The organism is Nocardia sp. MDA0666, assembly GCF_003023875.1.
Lineage (GTDB): Bacteria > Actinomycetota > Actinomycetes > Mycobacteriales > Mycobacteriaceae > Nocardia > Nocardia aobensis.
The window spans coordinates 1-20011 of record NZ_PYHT01000041.1; the positions used below are offsets into that span (position 1 = coordinate 1).

Consider the following 20011-nt stretch of genomic DNA (forward strand, 5'->3'; position numbering starts at 1 on the left):
CGGTCTCGTGGGCTCGGAGATGTGTATAAGAGACAGGCCCACCCCACGCCGCCCGGTCGAAGATTTCCTGTCGTTGCCGCGGTGAGGCGCGTCGCCGCCGGATTCCGCCGTCGACCCGGGCGGTGCGCTACCTCCCGTCGGCGCGGACCACCCTGGCGAGCTGGCCACCGGCCCGCCACACGCTAGACTGACCACGCCTGTTCGTCACCCCCGGGAGGCACAGGCACCGTGGACCACCGCGAGGCACGTGCGAAACCCGTTGTGAAACGGGGGATTTCACACTGTCACGCACGGTTCACGCCCTCGTAGCTCAGGGGATAGAGCACCGCTCTCCTAAAGCGGGTGTCGCAGGTTCGAATCCTGCCGAGGGCACTGGGACAGCTGTTTGCGCAGGTCGAGCGCGTGTCGTGCTCATCGGTTCGGGGCGAGGCCGAGGGATTCCAGCAGGGCCGTGCCGGCCGGATCGCGGGCGAGGATCGAACTGCGGGCCTGCTGGTAGGGGCAGTGCGCGGCCTCGAAGTCGGCTGCTGTGGCGAGTACCGCGGGGCGATCGCCGGCGAGCAGGGCGGTGCCGCGGCTGACGATCGCGGTGGCGATCGGGTTGCCCACCACAGTGGTTCGCGCGGAATCCAGGATCGTCGCCGCTTCCGGCCGACCGGCCAGCACCGCCGCCTCGGCGCGCAGCGCCACGTACCAGTGCCGCCAGATCCACAGCTCCTGCTCGTCCAGATCGTCCGGTGCGGTGGCCAATTCCGCCCAGGCTCGGTCCGCATGTCCGGCGTGCAACGACTGAAGGGCGGCGAAGACCGCTCGCCAGGCCGCCGGCGCCCCGGACAGCTCGGCGGCGCTCGCCTGCCATCGAGCCTGCGCGGGAAGGTCACCGCGCAGGCCGTGGATCAGCGCGACCGCGGCCGCCGCCACCGCCAACTGCGGCGCGCGGTCTCGCCCGGGCAGCTCGCGGGCGTCGGCGAACCGCTGGCTGTCCGCCCACACCGCGTGCGCGTCGCCGGCCAATGCCCGCGCGATCAGGACACGCGAGGTGGCCAGATCGCCGCGTTCGGCCAGCAGTGGCAGATCACGCAGCTTCGTGGCCCAGAGCTGCGCGCCGGCCAGATCGCCATTCCCGATACAGCTGTCCGCGGCCTCGGACAGCGCGCCGACTCGCTCCAGCGCGCCTGCCGCGGTCGGCGGCGCCGCGGCGAGCAGCTCGACCCGGCGGCGAGTCGTCACCGCGCTCGCGGCCGCGTCGCCACACCACCACTGGGCGGCGGCCAGCGCGTCCAGGGCCGCGCTGCGAGCCAGCGGATCAGCGGTTCGCCCGGCCAGTGCGACCGCTCGTTCGGCCGTTGCGATCGCCTGCGAACCATCGGATTCCGCGGCTCGGAGACCACATTCGGCGAGGGCGACGGCCGCCGCGGCAGCCGGATCGTCTCCGGCCAGGCCGCGGGCCGTGGCCAGCAGCTCGACCACCTCGGGCAGCGCGGGCGGCTCGTCGAAGGTATCGGACATCCGGAAGCAGGTGCTCACCGCCGTCGCGAGATCTCTTGCGGCAGCGGCATCGTCACCGGATTTCCGGGCGACCTCCGCCGCCGCCAGGTACAGCCGGTACATCTCGGAGCCGTGTAGCCGGCATCCGGCCGTGGCGGCGGCCTCGCGCAGCGCCTCGGCCGCCACGGAGGCATCGGCGGTGAGCGCGGCGGCCTGCTCGTAGCGCCGCTGTGATTCACCGATCAGGTTGCGGGTGAAGGCGATCCGCGCCAGGGTCAGCGCCAGCTCGGATGCCGCCGCCCGCTGCCCCGGCTCGGCCGCCGCCCAGTTCAGCGCCGCGCGCAGATCGTCGGCCACGCCGTCGAATTCGGTTCGCCACGAACCGGTTTCGGGCCGCTGCGCGAGTGCGGTAGCGGTCGCCAGACTCCACGTCAGATGCCGGGCGAGCATCTCGGGCAGCTCGCCGAGCGAGTCGAGCTGTTCCCGCGCGTACTGGCGGACGGTCGCCAGCATCCGATATCGGATACCGGTGCCGGCCGGAACCACCGTCAGCAGGCTCTGTTCGGTGAGCCGCGCCAGCCCGTCCGGGACCTCGTCCGGCGTCAGCGGCGGACCACCCGTCACCTCGGCGGCGGCCGCGGCGGTGAACGGCCCGGCGAACACCGCCACCCGCTGCAGCAGCCGGCGATCCGATTCCGTCAGCAGCGCTCGACTCCAGTCGAGCGTGGCCCGCACCGACCGGTGCCGCTCGTCCGCGCGGCGGCCACCCACGAGCAGCCGCAGCGGATCGGACAGACTCGAGGTCAGACCGTCCAGGCCCAGGGTCGGCAGCCGGGCGGCGGCCAGTTCGATGGGCAGCGCCAAACCGTCCAGGCGGGCGCAGATCTCGGCGACCCGATCGGTCTGCTCCGGCGGCACCGACCAGCCCAGTGCCTCCGCCCGGTCCAGGAACAACGCGACCGCGTCGGCGTTCTCCTCCAGGGTCAGCGGCGGCACCGCGTAGACCTGCTCGAACGGCACCATCAGCCGAGACCGGCTGGTGGCCAGTACGGTTACGCCCGGACAGCGCGCCAGCAAGCGTTCCAGGAACGGCGCCACACCGTCCAGCAGATGCTCACAGTTGTCCAACACGAGCAGGAGCCGACGGTCGGCCAGCGCCGCCGTCACCGAATCGTCCAGATCCCGGCCCGGTTGTTCGCCGATACCGAGCGCGTGGGCCACCGCCGCGCCGGTCATCTCCGGATCGGTGACCGGCACGAGATCCACGAACCAGACTCCGCCCGCGAACTCGTCGGCCAACTCCGCGGCAACGGCCAGCGTCAGCCGGGTCTTGCCGACACCACCGGGGCCGAGCGCGGTCACCTGACGATGCGCGACGACCAGCGCGCGCAGTTCGGCCTGCTCCCGGGCCCGGCCCACGAACGTGGTCAAGGTCGTGGGCAGCACCGTTACCGGCGCCGCGGCCGGCCGGCGATCACCCAGTTCAGCCGCGCGTTCCGCGAGTACCCGCCGATCGGGCACTCCGGCCTTGCGCAGCAGCGACGACACATGGGTCTCTACCGTGCGCACGGAAATGTACAGCTGGGCCGCGATCTCGGCGTTACTGCGATGCTGCCCGACCAGGGCGAGCACCTCGGCCTCCCGGGCCGAGATCTCGGCGGCGATCTGCTTCGACACGCCCCCATTCTGACGCCCGTACCGGTGCCACCACGTACCGGATCCGTGGTGGATTCCGTGGTCACCACGGATGTTGCGCGGCGCCGCGATTCCTACCGTGGAAACCACAAGAACACGACACCACAGGAGATTTCATGACCACCCTGGGCATCAGGACCGTGCTGCACCCGGTCACCGACCTGGCCGCCGCGAAGGCCGTGTACGCCGCGTTGCTGGGCGTGCCGGCAAGTGCCGAGAGCGCCTATTACGTCGGCTTCGAGGTCGGGGACACCCATGTCGGCCTGGTTCCGGGCGGCGGCCCGCAGGGCATGACCGCACCGGTCACCTACTGGGCGGTCCCCGATCTGGAGGCGAAGCTGGCCGAGCTGACCGCCGCCGGAGCCGTGGTCGGAGAACCGATCCGCGACGTCGGCGCGGGCCGCCGGGTCGCCACGGTGGTCGACCCCGACGGCAACGTGCTCGGCGTGCTGCAGGACAACTGAAATACCCGGACTCGAACGGAGACGACGATGACCACGAAGACCTCTGCCACCAAGACCTCTGCCACGGTGAGTTTCTCGACCGAGGAACGCGCCGCGATGAAAGAGCATGCCCGGGAACTGAAGACCGCCGCCCGCCGTGGCGGCAAGGCCGCGAAGGCGGACGGCACTGCCGATGTGCTGGCCAAGATCGCCGCGATGCAGCCGGCCGATCGCGCGCTGGCCGAACGGATTCACGCCATCGTGACCGCCGAGGCGCCGGATCTCGCCCCGAAGACCTGGTACGGAATGCCGGCCTACGCCCGCGACGGCAAGGTGGTCTGCTTCTTCCAGAGCGCCGAGAAATTCAAAGCTCGTTACGCGACACTGGGTTTCAACGACACCGCGCGCCTCGACGAGGGCACGATGTGGCCGGTCACCTACGCGCTGACCACGCTGACGGCGGCGGACGAGCAACGGATCGCGGACCTGGTCCGGGCCGCGGCCGCCTGAACGCATCCGTCGCCGACCCCGGCACACCGGATCCGGGCCGATCCGGTGGCCCGACATCGTGAAACAGGTTGTCTCGGCAACTTTTGCATTCGCCGAAAACGCGTAGAATTCCAGCAGGTCGGGACAGCTATTTGGAGCCCTATCATGAGCAAGAAAAGGAATTCACACTCGAAATTCGCACGATTGGCGGCCGCCGCCGGAATAGCCGCGGCTGCCGCGGTTCCGGTCGTCGCAGCCGCGACACAAGCCTCCGCCACACCGAACTCCGCGACCCAATCCGTCGACAGCCCCGGCTGGGGTAACGGCGGCTGGGGCTGGAACCCCGGCTGGTGGAACCCCTTCGGCGGCGGCTGGGGCAGCTTCTAGTGCCGATGACCGGGCCCGGACACGCACAGCGTGCCGGGCTCGGCCGCATCGAATACCGTTGCTGCGCCACCGAATTCGACCAACCGGGCGGAAACTGGTGACCGAATGAGAATCGTGTGTATCGGTGGCGGGCCCGCCGGACTGTACTTCGCCATTTCGATGAAGCGCCGCGACCCGGCCCATGCCATCACGGTGATCGACCGAGATCCTCCCGGCTCCACCTACGGCTGGGGCGTCGTGTACTGGGACGACCTGCTCGACATCCTGTATCGGAACGACCCCGACAGCGCACAGGCGGTGCGCGCCGGATCGGTCCTCTGGCGTGAACAGGCCATTCACGTGGGCGACGACCGGACCGCATACTTCCCGGGCTACGGCTTCAGCATGGGCCGCGCGGCATTGCTCGAGGTACTGTCGCGCCGGGCGAGCGAACTCGGCGTCGACGTCCGATACGGCCGAGAGGTCCACGATCTGTCCGGCTTCGACGACGCCGATCTCGTCGTCGCTTCCGACGGCGCGAACAGCCGGGTGCGGCAGCTGGACGATCATCGGTTCGGGACATCGGTGACACTCGGCGCGAATCGCTATATCTGGCTCGGCACCGACAAGGTCTTCCACCGATTCACCTTCGCCTTCGAACACACCCCGGCCGGTTGGATCTGGTTCCACGCCTATCCGTCGATCGCCGGAAAGATCAGCACCTGCATCGTCGAATGCCGGCCGCAGACCTGGCAGGGGCTGGGATTCGATTCCCCGGACAACGCGTCGAATACGCGTGACCTGGAAGATATCTTCGAGCGCGTACTCGACGGTCACTCGTTGATCAGTAAGTCGCGAGGCGAAATCGCAAGGTGGAGTTGCTTTCCCGAGGTGACCAACAAATCCTGGTACCACGACAATGTGGTGCTGCTCGGCGACGCGGCGCATACGACGCATTTCACGATCGGTTCGGGCACCCGGCTGGCGATCATCGACGCCATCGTGCTCGCGCAGAGCCTGTACGAACACGGCGAGATCATTGACGCGCTGGAGGATTACGACACACAACGGCGCGCCGCGATGCGCCCGATTCAGGCCGCCGCCCGTGCCAGCATGACCTGGTTCGAACGCGCCGACCGGTATCTGGACCGCGATGCCGTGCAGTTCGCCTATGCGATGGCGGTCCGGCACGGGCTGCAGATGCCGTGGCGCTACCAGATGCACCTGCTCATGCAGATACCCGCCGTGCGCACGATGCGGCGTGGCGTCGATTCCGGACACCGATGGTGGCGGGCCGCGCGGCGAGGTGAACTCGCGATGGGCCGGCACCGACCTGGACAGTCTCCGCGCTGAGCTATTCGGCTGCGCGACCGTTCTCGTCGCGATGCAGCACCCAGGTGCCGCGGCCGGCGGCCTTGGCCCGGTACAGGCCCACGTCGGCATCGTTCAGCAGTTTCTCGGCATTCGCGCCCGCGACCGGGGCGACGACGGCGCCGATACTGGCCGACATCGCCAGCAGATCGGTGGGACCGACGGGCACCGGTTCTCGCAGCGTCGCGAGCATCGTCTCGGCGGCGGCATGGGCGGTCTCCTCGTCGCAGGGCGGTGCGAGCAGCGCGACGAACTCGTCGCCGCCGATGCGGGTGACCGTGACCGACGGTGAGGTCATTTTCGCGTCCAGTCGCCGCCCCACCTCGGCGAGCACGCTGTCGCCCGCGCGGTGGCCGTAGCGGTCGTTGATCAGCTTGAACTCGTCGAGATCGAGAAAGCACAAACCGATGTGGTCGGCGGGTCCGGCCGTCGCGACGATGGCCTCCAACTGCTCGAGCAGGCAGTGGCGGTTGGGCAGACCGGTCAACGGGTCGTGACGCGCCTGCCACCACAGCTTTTGCTCCATCGCCCGGCGCTCGGTGATGTCCTCCCCGACGGCGAGCAGGCGCAGATCACGTCCGCCCGCGCCGCGCACCAGCGTCATCGTCCACGCACCCCAGCAGACGGTGCCGTCGGGGCGGCAGAAGCGGCCTTCGAAGTGCACGGTGCCGTGCCGCCGCTGGTACAGATCGACGACCACCTGCTGGAGCTTGTCGCGATCCTCGGGGTGCATCAGATCCAGCCCCGCGACCCCCGGCACCTCCTCCGGTTTCATCCCGACCATCCGCGCGGTGGTCGGGTTGGCTTCCAGCGTGATGCCGTTGCTGTCGTACAGCGCGATCGCCACCGCCGCGTTGTCGAACACCACCCGGAACCGCTGGTCGGCTATCTCCTGGCTGTCCGCGTGGACCTTCAACAACTCGGCGCTGTAGCCGCGGCCGAGTTCGCCCAGGAGCGCACCGAACCGCTGCGTGCGATCCGGCCGCTGCGACCGCTCCAGCAAAGAGGCCAGCACCGTCGCGGACGGAGTCATCAGGGCGGGGTCGGTCAGCTTCCACCGCACCATCTCGACCCCGACTCGGTACGCGGGCGACGGATCGAACGGTTCGGCCGACATGGCGGCTTCCAGGTCGACGAGCCATTCCGTCAACCGGTGGGCGCTCGGCAGAGCCGTCGGCACGCCACCGCAATCGACCAGGGCCGCCGACCAGTCCCGCGCCATATCGGCAGCCTCGCGCCTGTCCATCCGCGAGGACCTTCCTCCATCGCCGGACCCGCGGGGCCCGGCACCGACGCCCCTCCCCATCCGCTGACAACGAGCATACGAAAGAACCGCCCGCCGTGTGGGCGACGGCATGAACCGGCGCACGACCACAGGGAACTGTGGGCCCGCACCGATCGGGCAAACCCGACAACTTCGCTACGAGCCGAGCTCCGACGATCTCCGCGCTATCCCGTCGGCTCGACCCGAGACATGAGTGCGGCTACGTTGAGCCGGCTGAGAGCGGTCGGCTCGAACGAAAACGGGGGAAGTATGTCAGCTGAGGGCGGTGCGGTTCGCCAGGGCGATTCCTGGCCGCGGCGGGTCGGCGCGCTCCTGAGACTCCTCGTACCCCAACGTCATTCGCTGCTGGCGGCGACGGCGCTGCTTCTCGTCGGCACCGGGTTGTCGCTGGCGCAGCCGCTGCTGGCGGGGCAGGTCGTGCGAGATGCGTCGTCGGGCGCGACGATCCGACAGCGGTCCGCACGACGAACTGGTCGCCCGCAATGCCGACTATCGGCAGTTGGTGGGCGCGAAGGTGTGAATCGGCGGTGGCGGCCGGTCAGCTCGACAGCGTCGCGAATGCGGCCGGGTCGAACAGGTCCCGGATCCGGTTCCACGGGAGTTGAACCGGGTAGTAGTCGCCCCGCGCGTGCGCGACGGAGAAGTAGACGGTGAGTCCCTCCGTCGCGGGCACCCAGTCGGCGAAATCGTCAGCACCGGGAGCGTGGGTGAACAGCGTGGGCCCGTCCGCGGGCACCAGGCTCTGGGCGGTGGTGGCGAGCGCGCCCCAGGCCCGACCAGGGTCACGGAGGGTCGTCGGCAGCATGACGGGTTGTGCGGTGCCGGTGTCGATCACCACGGTGCCGATCTGGTTGACCGGATGCGGGCCGCCCTCCCACGTGTGATCCGTGATCAGCACGCCCGCGACGACATGCGCGCCGATGCGGGTGACGCGACTCGTTTCGCCGCAACGGAGCTGGGCGGCGTGCAGCGCACCGTTCGCGGTGCCCCCGCTGAGATCGGCCAGCGATGCGCGCATCGCCGAGTTGAACCGATCGCGAATCGCCTGGTCACCACCCTCGAGTTGTGGCAGCACGACGTCGGTCGTCAGGCTCGGGCTCTGCTCTCGCACCGGCACGGTGATGCCGCTGTAAGGCCCTGCCGACGGCGCGGCCGGAAGCGGGCAACCGGCATCCTGATCGGGCGCAGCGGTATCCGGCGCAGCGGTCATCTGCCGAACCGCCGGTTCGGACGACGTGGGCGCCGAAGCGCCGTCCTCCCCGGCGCCGCAGCCCGAAAGCGCGACAGCACCGACCACGATCGCCACCAGAACCGAGCTTTTCATTGCGCACTCCCCCACTCTCACGGCGAACGGCAGCATATATCGGCCTCACATTTCGGCGCGCTGTTTCGTCCACAGTGGAAGGGGTCTGTACCGAACCGAGGGAGCGAACATCATGACCGATCCGGAATCGAGCGCCGTGGTGAGCGAGCGGCGGGCACTGCTCAACCTCGCCTACCGGCTGCTCGGCTCCCTCGCCGAGGCCGAGGACGTGGTGCAGGAGACCTATGCGCGCTGGTACGCCATGTCCCCGGAACAGCAGCGGGCCGTCGCCGCGCCGGGGGGCTGGTTGCGCACCGTGGCCAGCCGCATCTGCCTGGATCTGCTCGGTTCGGCGCGGGCCCGGCGCGAGCGCTATGTCGGGGAATGGATTCCGGAGCCGGTGCCCGACCGCAGTGAATGGGGCGCACCCGCACCGGCCGATCCGGCCGACCGGGTGACGCTCGACGAATCGATCAGTATGGCGTTCCTCGTCGTGCTCGATTCCATGACGCCGGCCGAGCGGGTGGCCTTCGTCCTGCACGATGTCTTCCGCTATTCCTTCGCGGAGGTCGCCGATATCGTCGGCCGCACGCCCGCGGCCTGCCGCCAGCTCGCCTCCTCCGCGCGCCGTCGCGTCCAGACCTCGGCGAGTCCGTCTCGGGACGAGCGCACCGAGGTCGTCAGGGACTTCAAACGAGCCTGGGAAACGAAGGATATCGAGGCATTGATCGAGATTCTGGATCCGCGGGCCGTCGCTACGGCAGACAGCGGTGGCCGGGTACTGGCGTTCCGCGACCCGATCAACGGCGGCGAGCAGATCGCGCGGGCCTGGATCCACATCGCCTCCCGCGCAGGGGAAGTCACGCTGCTCGAGCGGACCGTCAACGGCCAGCCCGGCCTGGTGGCGCAGATCGACGGGACCGTCGCGACCGTCTACGCCTTCGATATCGCCGACGGCCGGATCACCCGCATCTGGGCGATCCGCAATCCGGAGAAGTTGCGGCAGTGGACGGAACACTGACTGTCACCGAAACTCCTGCGACTCAGCACTTTCCGAACAGAAACGCGCTACCTCGGCCGCCACTGCCCGGCCGATCGCCGCACGCCGCGCCCGGTGCCGCGCGGCATCGGCGGCCGCCGCACCGGTAGCCAGACGATCGAGCGTGGGGAGCGCCTGCCAGCTGTAGCAGAGCGACAAGATCGACAGAAGTAACTCGCGCGCCGCGGATTCCGACAGCTGCGGCACGGCCGCACGGATACCGCAGATCTTGCCCTGCATGCTCTCGCGCCGATCCGATTCGGCGACCGGAACCCCCAATTCCAGACTCTCCCAGAACAACAAGCGCGCCAACGCCGGCTTGTCACAGAGGTGATCGAAGAACCGCTCGGCATAACCGATCACCGCGGCGGCCCCCTCCCCTTCCACCTGGACCGCGTCGCCGAGTTCGCCGATCTCCCGGCCGATCACGATGGCGAAGAGCTGGTCCTTGGTGCCGAAGTACTTGTAGATGCGCTCCTTGTTGACCCCGGCCGCGGCCGCGATGCGGTCCACCCGCGCACCCGCCAGCCCTCGCTCACTGAATTCCGCCACCGCGGCATCCAGAAGCAATCGTTTGGTGCGTTCGATGTCCCAGGCCATGGGCCGAGTGTAGCAATTTCCAACCAAACAGTTGCAGATTCTTCGCGCCTGGTGTCTACTCGTATGTGCAACTACTTAGTTGGATTTCGAGGAGCCGTCATGACCGCCACCCTTTCCACCCCGTCCGTACACGTCCGCGCCGCCGTAACCTGGCTTGCGATCTTTCCCATGGTTGCTCTCGGCATGACCGCGATGGCACCGCTCACGGCCGGCTGGCATCCGGTGCTGCGCGCGCTCGTTCTCACCGCATTCGTGGTCCCGGCCGCCGTGTACGTGGTCGTCCCTCGCCTACTCGGCGTCCTTACCCGATACGTTCGGCGGTGACCGACGAAAGTGGTTCGCGCGGAAGGATTTCTACGCGAATCGGGCATCCGCGTCCCGGTGCGATTTTCGGTACTTTGGATACGGTCACCGTTACGACCGGGCTGACACCGTGGGGAGAGCGTCGAGCGGCGCCGGTAGCAGGGAGCACAGTATGGCCGAGGCCGAGGTATCCGAGCAGATCGAACTGGTGGAAGAGGACTTCCACGACGATCCGCACAAGTACTACGAGCGCTGGCGGGCCCGGGGGCCGGTGCATCACGTGCGGTTCACACACGATCGCGGGATTCCGTGCTGGGTCGTGGTGGGCCATGCCGAAGCGCGGGCAGCGCTCGCCGATCCCCGACTGCACAAGAACTCGGCCGGCACCATCGAACTGTTCCGGCGCAAAGGATCTACGGTGCTGTCGAATTCGGATGCGCAGGCCTTGAGCACCCATATGCTCAATACCGATCCGCCCGAACATACGCGGCTGCGGAAGCTGGTGAACAAGGCTTTCACGCCGCGGCGGGTGGCGGCATTGCGTCCCCGCATCGAGGAGATCACCGCCGGACTGCTCGACGAGGTGGCGGCGCACGACGAGGTCGACCTGCTGCACGCGTTCGCGACCCCGCTACCCGTCACCGTGATCTGCGAATTGCTCGGGGTTCCCTTCACCGATCGCGACGATTTCCAGCTGTGGACGAAGATCCTGGTGGGCGCCGCCGGAGACCTGGCGGACCGCGACCGCGCATCCGCCGACATGGGCGGATATCTGACGGCGCTGCTGGCGGACAAGCGCGCCCGGCCCGGCGACGACCTGCTGTCGGGGCTGGCCACCGAATCCGACGACGGTGATCGTCTCACCGATCAGGAATTGGTGGCGATGGCTTTCCTCCTGCTGGTGGCCGGCCACGAGACGACGGTGAATCTCATCGGCAACGGCACCTTCGCGCTGCTGCGCGACCGGCCCCAATTCGATGCGCTGCGCGCGGATCCGGCGGGCATCCCCGCCGCCGTGGAAGAATTTCTGCGGCTCGACGGCCCGGTCGGCTGGGCCACGGTCCGGTACACCGAGGAACCCGTCGACATCGGCGGAACCGTCATTCCCGCAGGCGAATTGGTCTACGTCGCCCTGTCGGCGGCTGATCGCGATCCCGATCGATACCATTCGCCGGACGCACTCTACATCGGCCGAAAACCGTCCGGGCATGTGGCTTTCGGCCACGGAATCCACTTCTGCGTCGGCGCTCCCCTGGCCCGGATGGAGGCGGCCGTCGCCTTCACCGCCCTGCTGGATCGCTTTCCGCAGCTCGCCCTGGCGCCCTCGTTCACTCCGCGATGGCAGCCGAGTCTGCTCATGCGGGGACTCACGGAACTGCCGGTGCGCCCGCACGGTTAGGCCGAACCGACCGGCTCATCAGGCCGGCAGCGCGGTCTTCGCCGCCACCGCACGCAGCGCGGTGCGCAGCCCTCGTCGCGAACGAGAAGGCGCGCCGTCCGCTGCGGCGAAGGCGCGATATCCGAGAAACTTTCGCTCCGAAGCGGTTTCGGGGGCGTCATCGGAGGTCGCGGTGAGAAAGCGGTCCGGCAGCGCCAATTTGTGGATGGTGCGGAGGGTGAGCGCGTATTGCCGCGGCAGTGGACCCGTGGTGTAGGGCAGATCGAATTCTTCACACAGGGCTCGCACGCGGGTGGCGATTTCCCGGTACCGGTTGCTGGGCAGATCCGGGAACAGGTGGTGTTCGATCTGGTAGCACAGATTGCCACTCATGAAGGCCTGCACCCGCCCGGCATCGAAGTTCGCGGTGCCCAGCATCTGGCGCAGATACCATTCCGCCTTGGTTTCCGATTCCAGCACCGACGGCGTGAATTTCTCCGCACCGTCGGGGAAATGCCCGCAGAAGATCACCAGGTACGCCCACAGATTGCGCAGCACATTGGCGCCGAGATTGGCGAAAAGCGTGCGCCGCCAGCGTCTTCCGCTCAATGCCGGAAACAGTACGTAATCCTTGCCGGCCTGCCGGATCAGTTTTCCGAGCAGCGCGCGGGTCTGGCCGGCCTTTTCGGCGGGATCGGCCGCCCGGTCGTGTTCGGAGTCCAGATCGTGCCAGGCGATACCCCATTCGAACGTCGCCGCCAGCAACACGTTCTGCAACGGTTGCAGCAGCAGGCGCGGATGCCAGCGCTGATCTCTGGTCACCCGCATCACGCCGAAGCCGATATCGTCGTCCATGCCCAGCACATTGGTGTAGAGGTGATGACGGACGTTGTGTGCGTAACGCCACTGCGCGGACAGCCCGGCCATATCCCACTCCCAGGTGGTGGAGTGGATTTCCGGGTCGTTCATCCAATCCCACTGACCGTGGGAGACGTTGTGCCCGATCTCCATGTTCTCGACGCTCTTGGCCGTCGCCAGGCCCGCCGTACCGAGCAACCAGGCCAAGCGGCCGCGACCGCCGAGGATGATCAGTCGCGCGACGGCGTCGAGAGTGCGCTGAAAGACGATCGTCCGGCGAATGTAGTTCGCGTCGCGCGCCCCCAGATCGGCCTCGACATCGGCGCGAATACGGTCGAGCTCACGCCCCAGCGCCTCGATATCGGCGGGCCGGAGATGTGCGTACGCGCCGATCTCGGTGATTGCCATGGTCTACATCCTCGAATTGGTGAGTGGTGGCGCGAACGCCCACCGACGAGGACATATGCGGAGACCCGCCGATGCCCAGAGCCTACCCGCACCCGATGAACAGCCCACGACACGACCGCGGTGTCGCGCGACCGCGTGTTCAGCTTCCGAGTTCGGACGCGGAGTCCGACCCTGCGGTCCCGGTCTGCCGGAGGAAGTCCGCGATCACCTCCAGTTCTGTTTCCGAATACCGCTCGAGCAGTTCGTCCATGCGCCGGTTCATACCCGAGAAGACCTGGAACAGTTCGGAATTGCGTTCGCGGACGGCGCGCAGGGTGACTGCGCGCCGGTCGCTCGCCTCGGGGTCGCGTTCCCGGACGATCCAGCCGCCGTTCTGCAACCGGTCCAGGACGCCGGTGAGGGTGGCCGGGTGCAGGCCGGTGCGCCGGGCGAGGGCGGTCGGCGAAATCGGACCCTGCCGGTTGATCAGGTCGAGGCAGGTCCAGTCCACGTCGCGGAGTTCGACCCGGCCGCCGAATCGGCGATTCAGCAGGGCGAGCTGAATGTTCAAGTCGCGCAACGCATCCTTGACGTCGACGGTCAGCCGGCGCCGTTGCTGCGCGGCCACGCGATCCGCCTCCGAGCTCATCGTCACCCTCCGGTCGATTCATACGGTTTTCATATGATATCCCCGGCCGAACAGCTCCGGCAGGTCAGTGCCGTTCGACCCGGAACACCGCGATGCGCTCGGCAGCCGCTGCCACCCCGTCCGGCGTCGCCGAGTTGGCCAAACCGGTTGTGACGAAACGATTCCCGACACTGGCGGGCCCGGATCCGACCAATTCCCGCAGCAGATCCCCACGCTGCCCGACCGGAACCTCGACCAGTCGCGCGGTCGAGGAGGTCCGCCCGCGCGTCAGCGTGACCGAATCGGCCGCCCGCACGTTGGCCACCCACGCCGCTCGGGGATAGGCCTGCACGATGTAGTGCCCCCCGTTCAGCTCATTGACCGCGATCGGGAATGTGCGCGGTTGCCCACTGCGCCGGCCGGCGACGGTGAGCAGTTGCATCGGCCCGAAACCGATTCCCAGTCGTTGCAGGCCGACGACGAGCGGATTGAGTCGATTGACCATCCGCCGATACCGCTGCGCATCCATACTCCGGAACCTCCGCTACTTTCGAAGCCATATCCTATTGTTATCATACTATATCTATACGATATCACTTCGGATAGTCCCGAACGTCCGGATTCGTCCGGTAAACCCGTCAAGGGGCATAGGCCCGAGAGGTGGCGCAAGTGCGCCAGAACACACCTCCGGTTCGGTGTCTCCCAGGCGACAGGTCGGCAAACACGAACGAGCGCGGGTAACGATCCTGAGCAATGTGAACTATCGTCCGGTCACGAATCGATAACCCCTCTTTCGCTTCGGGAGACCTTGTGCTCGAGCTCGACCATTTCAGCCACGGCTGGGTAACCCCGGTCCTGGCTTATCTCATGTCCTTCATCGGGTCCGTTCTGGCGCTGCGCTGCGCCACGCACGCCCGGGCCTCGCGCTGGCCGGGCGGCTGGCTGATCGCCGCGGCCGTCTCACTCGGCGGCGCCGGTATCTGGGTCATGCACTTCACCGCCATGCTCGGTTTCTCGATCCACGGCGCGAACATCCGCTACGACGTGCCGATGACGCTGCTCAGCGCGGGTATCGCGATCGTCGTGGTCTGGGCCGGGTTGTCGATCGTGGTGCGCGGGCACCGGGAAGGGATCGCACTGCCTCTGGGCGGGATGATCACCGGCTTCGGCGTCGCGGCCATGCACTACCTCGGCATGCATGCCATGCACGCCGGCGCGCACATCGAATACAGCACCGGACTGGTGGCCCTGTCGCTGCTGATCGCCGTGGTGGCGGCGACCGCGGCGCTGTGGTTCGTCCTGCACGTGCGCGGGTTCTCCGCCACCGTCGGCGCGGCGCTCATCATGGGCCTGGCGGTATGCGGAATGCATTACACCGGAATGGCATCCATGACCGCACACCGCATGGACAACATGTCCGAACCGTCCGGTGGGGTCGACTCGGTGCAGTTGCTCACGCCGCTGATCATGGTGGTCACACTCGTCACCATCATGCTCGTGGTACTCGTCGGACTCGCGGAGGTCGACGGGCCCTCGCGTCGCGAGAACGTCGACACCACAGGCGATCTCGATCTCGCCGACAGCGGCCGCGCGTGGCCGCGCGCCTACACCGAGGAGTCACCCGCTCCCGATCAGCCGGCATCGGCAGTCAGTCTGCAGGCGATGTCGAAGCGGCAGTCGCACCGGCGATAGCCGGGCGATCCGGACGATCGGCCGAGCCACAGCTCAGCCGATCGTCCTCCGGATCCATTCTTCCGCAGCGGCTTTCGCCTCCGCGACCGATCGCGCGCTGACCTCGCGCAACATCCGGCCGTCGGCGGCTTCGACACGCCACGCACAGGTGGTCCGCGTGGTCGGCTTCACCAGGCCGCGGGCTTCGCCGAATGCCTTGACCAGCCACCAGCGGGTGCCGTCACCGGCCAACTCCCAGCCGTCGACCGCATCCGAGGGGCGCACCGGCCCGAACGGCTCGTCGTCGGCATTCGCCCCGGTCTCGGCCACCGGCCCCCTCCTCCGCGATTCACGTTGCAGTCCAATGCGGGTCGAGCTCGATGCACATTGTCGCGCAACATATCCTCGCGGCGGATTCGAACCCCCGGATCGGCGAGCCGCGTGGCGTACCCGCCGCCGGCTTCAGAAGCGGCGAGCGCCGGTGACCGGCATCTGCCCGATCGCCGATCGGATGACACCCTCACCGCTCGTCGCGGCGTGCACGACCGTGCCGTCGCCCGCGTAGAGGGCGGAGTGACCGCCGCCGTAGAACGACACCAGATCGCCGGGTTGCAGCGTAGCGAGGTCGACCGGCGTACCGGCGGACAGCTGGTCGTAGCTGGTGCGCGGCAGGTCTACCCCGACCTGCCGATACGCCCACTGGACCAGGCCCGAACAGTCGAAGGCGTCGGGTCCGGTGGCACCCGAGATGTAGGCCGAGCCGATCTTGGACTCGGCGGCCTCGAGTGCCCGCTCACCGATCGATTTCATGGTCTCCGGCGGGGCCGGATGGATTTCCGGGAAGAGCCCCGGAATTGTGAACTGCGGTGGAAGTGAAATTCCCGGTATGACCGGGGCGGGGAATGGCGAGTCGGCGCGTGCCGGGCCGGCGGTCGCCACCATCGTGCCCGCCGCGCCGAGCAGAACGACCAGCGATGCCGCGGTCGACCAGGCCTTACGACGCAAACGGCGGGTACATCGACCCGCCTCGGTTCCTGCCATGATGCGTTCCTCCGAGTCTCGTAGCGAGAGCAGATTTCCGAAACACCACGGTGATCAGTCGATCGTTGGATCCGGGGAGCCATGATTCGCCACGGTCGGAGCGAAAACAAATACGAACACACCAATTCGAATAACGAAACGATAAATTTGCGAAATACCTCAGATATCGCTGGTATTTCGATACAATCCCTACGGTCGTCCGGCGGGCGCTTCGGACGCATCCGGGCCGGTCGCGAGCAGGGAATGGCGACGGCTGTAGCTCAGGTAGACGATCGCGCCGACGGCGAACCAGACGGCGAAGCGCAACCACGTCACCGGCTGCAGGTAGGTGATCAGCCAGATCGAGAAGCCGATCCCGAGCAGGGGCACCACCGGCATCAACGGCGTGCGGAAACTCCGCGGCAGGTCCGGACGGCGATAGCGCAGCACGATCACCGCCGCGCAGACCACGATGAACGCCAGCAGGATGCCGATATTGGTCAGTTCGGCGGCCTGTCCGATCGGCAGCAGCCCCGCGATCACCGCCGACGCGATACCGACGATCCAGGTGATCCGGGTGGGCACCTGGCGCACCGGGTGGGTTTTGGCGAACCACCGGGGCAGCAGGCCGTCCCGGCTCATCGAGTACCAGACGCGGGTGACGCCGAGCATGAAGGTGAACAGCACCGTCATGATGCCGACGATGGCGCCCGCCGCGATCAGACTTCCCAGACCGGGCAGGCCGACCGATTCGAACGCGGTGGACAGCCCGCTCTCCGGATCGATGTCGGTGTAGTGCTGCATGCCGGTGAGGACCAGGCAGACCAGCACATAGAGCACCATCGACACCGCCAGCGACAGCAGGATCGCCTTGGGCAGATGGCGTTTCGCGTCCACCGACTCCTCCGCCGCCGTCGACATCGCGTCGTAGCCGAAGACCGCGAAGAAGACGGTCGCCGCCCCGGTGACCGCGCCGGACATGCCGAACGGGAAGTACGGGTGGTAGTTGGCGGAGTCGATGTGGAAGAACCCGACCGCGATCACCACCACGACGACCACGATCTTCAGGCCCACCACGAAGGTTTCGAATCGCGCCGCGGCCCGGATACCCAGGTTCAGCAGGGCCGCGATGAGCAGGCACAGCAGCGCGGCGAACAGATCCACCACATGGCCGTGGCCGGTTCCCGGTGCGCCCAGCATCCATTCGGGGAGCCCGATATCGAACTGCCCCAGCAGAAATTGGATGTAGCCGGAGATGCCGATCGCCACCACCGACACGATCGCGGTGTATTCCAGCAGCAGATCCCAGCCGATGAACCAGCCCACCGGCTCGCCGAGGACCGCGTAGCCGTAGGTGTAGGCCGAACCCGCGCGCGGGATGAGCCCGGCGAATTCGGCGTAGGAGAGCGCGGCGGCGGCGCTGGCGATCCCGGCGATCAGGAACGAGACGAGCACGGCCGGGCCGGCGGTCTGATTCGCGACCGCACCGGCCAGGGTGAAGATGCCGGCGCCGATGATCCCGCCCACCCCGATGGCGGTGAGCTGCCACAGGCCCAGCGTGCGATGCAGGGTGGTGGCGGATTCGTCCTGGATCTGGTCGATCGGCTTGCGCCGGAAGAACTCTCGCAGAGCGGGACCGGTTCGCATGGGCGCTCCTTGTCCGAGGGCGGCGCTGGTGAGCCCACAGTACCGATCTCACCGGCCGGTCGCCCGGTATCGGCGGCGGCGCCCCGGCGGCCGGCGATCCCATGGAACACGTTCTAGACATAGTTGGCGATTTGTCTTATCGTCGATACATGAGCAAGACGATGTCTCACGAGGCACGCTTCACCCTACGGTCCGGCGAATCCTGGCGCGACCCCTGGCCGATGTACGCCGCGCTGCGCGAATCCGACCCGGTACACCACGTCGTCCCCGAGAGCCGCCCGCACGAGGACTACTACGTCCTGTCGCGCTACGCCGACATCTACGCGGCCGTGCGCGATCCCGAGACGTTCTCCTCCACCCAGGGCCTGACTGTCGACTACAACAACCTCAGCGAGATCGGGCTCGGCGAGAACCGGCCGTTCGTCTTCACAGATCCGCCCGACCACACCGTTTTCCGGCGCCGCGTGGCCAAGGGCTTCACGCCGCGGCAGGTCCAGGAGATCCGGCCCGCGGTCGAGGCGTTCGTGGCCGAGCGGCTCGAGAAGCTGCGCGCGGCCGGTGGCGGTGACATCTCGGTGGAGTTGTTCAAACCGCTGCCTACCATGGTGGTGGCACATTATCTCGGTGTGCCGGCAGAGGATCGGGCACAGTTCGACCGTTGGAGCGAGGCGATCGTGGCGGCCTCGGCGACCGGCGGCATCGAGCATGCGCAGGAAGCGGTCGGTGAGCTGACGCAATACTTCATCGCGATGATCGAGAAGCGCAAACGCGAACCGGCGGACGACACCGTCTCGCATCTGGTCGCCTCCGGGCTGGGCGCCGACGGCGACTTCGGCGAAATCCTGCAGATCATCGGCTTCGCGTTCACGATGATCACCGGCGGCAACGACACCACCACCGGAAATCTGGGCGGCGCGGTGCAATTGCTGACCAGCGCTCCCGAGCAGCGGCAGCGCCTGCTCGACGATCCCAGCCTGATCCCGGGGGCGGTCGACGAATTCCTGCGGATGACCTCGCCGGTGCAAGGCCTGGCCCGCACCACCACCCGCGATGTCGAGATCGAGGGCGTCACCATTCCCGCCGGCCGCCGGGTGCTGATGCTGTACGCCTCGGCCAATCGCGATGAAAGCGAATATGGTTCGGACGCAAGCGAACTCGATGTGACGCGCAATCCGAAGAATATTCTCACCTTCGGCAACGGCAACCACCACTGCCTCGGCGCGGCCGCGGCCCGCATGCAGGCCACCATCGCGCTGCGGGAACTGCTGGCCCGCTGCCCGGACTTCAACGTCGATCTGGACGGCGTCCGATACACCGAGGGCAGTTATGTGCGCTGGCCGGTCAACGTCCCCTTCGTCCCGGCATGAGCGACTGGCTGGCGCATCCGCGTTCCCTGCAGGCGGCCGAGCGGATCCTGGACGCCGCCGCGAGCATGTTCTCCGAACGCGGCGTGAACGCTACCCAGATGGGCGATATCGCCAAGGCCGCCGGCTGCTCGCGGGCGACGCTGTACCGCTACTTCGACAACCGGCAGGCGGTGCAGCTGGCGTATGTGCATCGCGAGGCGCGGCGGGTGGGCGCCCGGGTGACCGCCGAGATCGGGGGCATCGCCGACCCGGGTGAACGCGCCGTCGCCGGAGTGCTGGCCAGCCTGCGCGCAGTGCGTTCGGATCCCCTGCTGATCGCGTGGTTCCGGCCCGACGACGCCGGGGCCACGCTGCAGATCGCCCAGACCTCCGAGGTGATCGAGGCCATCGCCCGCTCGCTGTTCGCCGCCGAAACGTCCACGGCACCCGATGAGGCACACGAGGATTGGACCCGGCTGGCCCGCTGGCTGACCCGCATCATCGTCTCCCTGCTCACGGTGCCCGGCCGGGACGAGGCCGAGGAGCGCGACATGCTGGAGCGCTTCATCGCTCCCCTCGTCGCCCCGGCGAGCTGAGCACACCGGCCAGGCCCGACGGCGCCGCATGAGCCGACCCGGCGACGGCAACGCCCGCGCACCCTTGCGCGCACGGGCGTTGCCCAGGAGGCTTGGGA

The 20011-nt window shown here is 67.9% G+C and carries 20 protein-coding genes and 1 tRNA gene; 11 read left to right on the forward strand and 10 right to left on the reverse strand.

Translation table 11 applies throughout. From position 1 onward, the window contains the following. Positions 1-299 precede the first annotated feature (299 nt). A tRNA-Arg gene (locus C8258_RS31355) sits at positions 300-372 on the forward strand. Positions 373-411: 39 nt separating this feature from the next. Here C8258_RS31355 and C8258_RS31360 read toward each other — a convergent pair. Continuing rightward, positions 412-3165: a LuxR C-terminal-related transcriptional regulator gene (locus C8258_RS31360; protein WP_199195915.1), complete on the reverse strand. Its 2754-nt coding sequence runs from the start codon at positions 3163-3165 to the stop codon at positions 412-414. A gap of 134 nt (positions 3166-3299) precedes the next feature. Between C8258_RS31360 and C8258_RS31365 the strand changes: the two genes are divergently transcribed. From C8258_RS31365 to C8258_RS31375, 4 genes are all read left to right on the forward strand, one after another. Then, positions 3300-3647 carry a VOC family protein gene (locus C8258_RS31365; protein ID WP_106958217.1) on the forward strand — a complete coding sequence of 116 codons (348 nt, stop codon included), beginning with the start codon at positions 3300-3302 and terminating at the stop codon, positions 3645-3647. Positions 3648-3674: 27 nt separating this feature from the next. Continuing rightward, positions 3675-4136 carry an iron chaperone gene (locus tag C8258_RS31370; protein WP_106958218.1) on the forward strand — a complete coding sequence of 154 codons (462 nt, stop codon included), beginning with the start codon at positions 3675-3677 and terminating at the stop codon, positions 4134-4136. A gap of 144 nt (positions 4137-4280) precedes the next feature. Beyond that, positions 4281-4502: a hypothetical protein gene (locus C8258_RS32415; protein ID WP_146161381.1), complete on the forward strand. Its 222-nt coding sequence runs from the start codon at positions 4281-4283 to the stop codon at positions 4500-4502. A gap of 105 nt (positions 4503-4607) precedes the next feature. Then, positions 4608-5834 carry an FAD-dependent monooxygenase gene (locus tag C8258_RS31375; protein WP_106958219.1) on the forward strand — a complete coding sequence of 409 codons (1227 nt, stop codon included), beginning with the start codon at positions 4608-4610 and terminating at the stop codon, positions 5832-5834. Position 5835: 1 nt separating this feature from the next. On the opposite strand, the gene C8258_RS31380 is transcribed toward C8258_RS31375, so the two are convergent. Continuing rightward, positions 5836-7098, reverse strand: a complete 1263-nt coding sequence (locus C8258_RS31380) for a diguanylate cyclase domain-containing protein (RefSeq protein WP_158271337.1) — start codon at positions 7096-7098, stop codon at positions 5836-5838. A 577-nt stretch (positions 7099-7675) separates the two neighbouring features. Next, entirely contained in the window at positions 7676-8461 is a 786-nt protein-coding gene (locus C8258_RS31385) for a hypothetical protein (RefSeq protein ID WP_106958221.1), read from the reverse strand. A gap of 112 nt (positions 8462-8573) precedes the next feature. Between C8258_RS31385 and sigJ the strand changes: the two genes are divergently transcribed. Then, a complete protein-coding gene (sigJ, locus tag C8258_RS31390) occupies positions 8574-9461 on the forward strand; it encodes an RNA polymerase sigma factor SigJ (protein ID WP_106958222.1) in 888 nt (295 codons plus the stop codon). A 3-nt stretch (positions 9462-9464) separates the two neighbouring features. On the opposite strand, the gene C8258_RS31395 is transcribed toward sigJ, so the two are convergent. Continuing rightward, the gene (locus tag C8258_RS31395; protein WP_106958223.1) at positions 9465-10079 is read right to left on the reverse strand and encodes a TetR/AcrR family transcriptional regulator; all 615 of its coding nucleotides are present in this window, start codon (positions 10077-10079) and stop codon (positions 9465-9467) included. A 99-nt stretch (positions 10080-10178) separates the two neighbouring features. Here C8258_RS31395 and C8258_RS31400 point away from each other — a divergent pair, with 99 nt between their 5' ends. Both C8258_RS31400 and C8258_RS31405 read left to right on the forward strand, forming a co-directional pair. Beyond that, entirely contained in the window at positions 10179-10403 is a 225-nt protein-coding gene (locus tag C8258_RS31400; protein ID WP_199195916.1) for a hypothetical protein, read from the forward strand. Between the two features lie 151 nt (positions 10404-10554). Further along, positions 10555-11781, forward strand: a complete 1227-nt coding sequence (locus C8258_RS31405) for a cytochrome P450 (protein WP_106958224.1) — start codon at positions 10555-10557, stop codon at positions 11779-11781. A gap of 18 nt (positions 11782-11799) precedes the next feature. Here the strand turns inward: C8258_RS31405 and C8258_RS31410 are convergent, their stop codons facing one another. The 3 genes from C8258_RS31410 to C8258_RS31420 all read right to left on the reverse strand — a co-directional run bounded on the left by C8258_RS31410 (position 11800) and on the right by C8258_RS31420 (position 14162). Continuing rightward, positions 11800-13026 carry a fatty acid desaturase gene (locus C8258_RS31410; protein ID WP_106958225.1) on the reverse strand — a complete coding sequence of 409 codons (1227 nt, stop codon included), beginning with the start codon at positions 13024-13026 and terminating at the stop codon, positions 11800-11802. Positions 13027-13165: 139 nt separating this feature from the next. Continuing rightward, the gene (locus tag C8258_RS31415) at positions 13166-13654 is read right to left on the reverse strand and encodes a MarR family winged helix-turn-helix transcriptional regulator (RefSeq protein WP_106958226.1); all 489 of its coding nucleotides are present in this window, start codon (positions 13652-13654) and stop codon (positions 13166-13168) included. A 64-nt stretch (positions 13655-13718) separates the two neighbouring features. Continuing rightward, positions 13719-14162 carry a nitroreductase family deazaflavin-dependent oxidoreductase gene (locus tag C8258_RS31420; protein WP_199195917.1) on the reverse strand — a complete coding sequence of 148 codons (444 nt, stop codon included), beginning with the start codon at positions 14160-14162 and terminating at the stop codon, positions 13719-13721. Positions 14163-14443: 281 nt separating this feature from the next. Between C8258_RS31420 and C8258_RS31425 the strand changes: the two genes are divergently transcribed. After that, positions 14444-15325, forward strand: a complete 882-nt coding sequence (locus C8258_RS31425; RefSeq protein ID WP_233225458.1) for an MHYT domain-containing protein — start codon at positions 14444-14446, stop codon at positions 15323-15325. A gap of 33 nt (positions 15326-15358) precedes the next feature. On the opposite strand, the gene C8258_RS31430 is transcribed toward C8258_RS31425, so the two are convergent. The 3 genes from C8258_RS31430 to C8258_RS31440 all read right to left on the reverse strand — a co-directional run bounded on the left by C8258_RS31430 (position 15359) and on the right by C8258_RS31440 (position 17971). Beyond that, positions 15359-15634, reverse strand: a complete 276-nt coding sequence (locus C8258_RS31430) for a hypothetical protein (protein ID WP_106958227.1) — start codon at positions 15632-15634, stop codon at positions 15359-15361. A 132-nt stretch (positions 15635-15766) separates the two neighbouring features. After that, the gene (locus tag C8258_RS31435) at positions 15767-16345 is read right to left on the reverse strand and encodes a C40 family peptidase (protein ID WP_106958228.1); all 579 of its coding nucleotides are present in this window, start codon (positions 16343-16345) and stop codon (positions 15767-15769) included. Positions 16346-16534: 189 nt separating this feature from the next. Then, positions 16535-17971: an amino acid permease gene (locus C8258_RS31440; protein WP_106958229.1), complete on the reverse strand. Its 1437-nt coding sequence runs from the start codon at positions 17969-17971 to the stop codon at positions 16535-16537. A gap of 149 nt (positions 17972-18120) precedes the next feature. On the opposite strand from C8258_RS31440, the gene C8258_RS31445 reads away from it, so the two are divergent. Both C8258_RS31445 and C8258_RS31450 read left to right on the forward strand, forming a co-directional pair. After that, positions 18121-19338: a cytochrome P450 gene (locus C8258_RS31445; RefSeq protein ID WP_106958230.1), complete on the forward strand. Its 1218-nt coding sequence runs from the start codon at positions 18121-18123 to the stop codon at positions 19336-19338. After that, the gene (locus tag C8258_RS31450) at positions 19335-19913 is read left to right on the forward strand and encodes a TetR/AcrR family transcriptional regulator (protein ID WP_106958231.1); all 579 of its coding nucleotides are present in this window, start codon (positions 19335-19337) and stop codon (positions 19911-19913) included. Before C8258_RS31445 ends, C8258_RS31450 begins: the two co-directional genes overlap by 4 nt. Positions 19914-20011: the final 98 nt, after the last annotated feature.

Coding starts and splice junctions, on each gene's coding strand:
- C8258_RS31415 (WP_106958226.1), bottom strand. CDS start 13,654: ATGAGCTCGGAGGCGGATCGCGTGGCCGCGCAGCAACGGCGCCGGCTG.
- C8258_RS31370 (WP_106958218.1), top strand. CDS start 3,675: ATGACCACGAAGACCTCTGCCACCAAGACCTCTGCCACGGTGAGTTTC.
- C8258_RS31445 (WP_106958230.1), top strand. CDS start 18,121: ATGAGCAAGACGATGTCTCACGAGGCACGCTTCACCCTACGGTCCGGC.
- C8258_RS32415 (WP_146161381.1), top strand. CDS start 4,281: ATGAGCAAGAAAAGGAATTCACACTCGAAATTCGCACGATTGGCGGCC.
- C8258_RS31410 (WP_106958225.1), bottom strand. CDS start 13,026: ATGGCAATCACCGAGATCGGCGCGTACGCACATCTCCGGCCCGCCGAT.
- C8258_RS31365 (WP_106958217.1), top strand. CDS start 3,300: ATGACCACCCTGGGCATCAGGACCGTGCTGCACCCGGTCACCGACCTG.
- C8258_RS31395 (WP_106958223.1), bottom strand. CDS start 10,079: ATGGCCTGGGACATCGAACGCACCAAACGATTGCTTCTGGATGCCGCG.
- C8258_RS31400 (WP_199195916.1), top strand. CDS start 10,179: ATGACCGCCACCCTTTCCACCCCGTCCGTACACGTCCGCGCCGCCGTA.
- C8258_RS31380 (WP_158271337.1), bottom strand. CDS start 7,098: ATGGACAGGCGCGAGGCTGCCGATATGGCGCGGGACTGGTCGGCGGCC.
- C8258_RS31385 (WP_106958221.1), bottom strand. CDS start 8,461: ATGAAAAGCTCGGTTCTGGTGGCGATCGTGGTCGGTGCTGTCGCGCTT.
- C8258_RS31435 (WP_106958228.1), bottom strand. CDS start 16,345: ATGGCAGGAACCGAGGCGGGTCGATGTACCCGCCGTTTGCGTCGTAAG.
- sigJ (WP_106958222.1), top strand. CDS start 8,574: ATGACCGATCCGGAATCGAGCGCCGTGGTGAGCGAGCGGCGGGCACTG.
- C8258_RS31450 (WP_106958231.1), top strand. CDS start 19,335: ATGAGCGACTGGCTGGCGCATCCGCGTTCCCTGCAGGCGGCCGAGCGG.
- C8258_RS31420 (WP_199195917.1), bottom strand. CDS start 14,162: ATGGATGCGCAGCGGTATCGGCGGATGGTCAATCGACTCAATCCGCTC.
- C8258_RS31405 (WP_106958224.1), top strand. CDS start 10,555: ATGGCCGAGGCCGAGGTATCCGAGCAGATCGAACTGGTGGAAGAGGAC.
- C8258_RS31440 (WP_106958229.1), bottom strand. CDS start 17,971: ATGCGAACCGGTCCCGCTCTGCGAGAGTTCTTCCGGCGCAAGCCGATC.
- C8258_RS31375 (WP_106958219.1), top strand. CDS start 4,608: ATGAGAATCGTGTGTATCGGTGGCGGGCCCGCCGGACTGTACTTCGCC.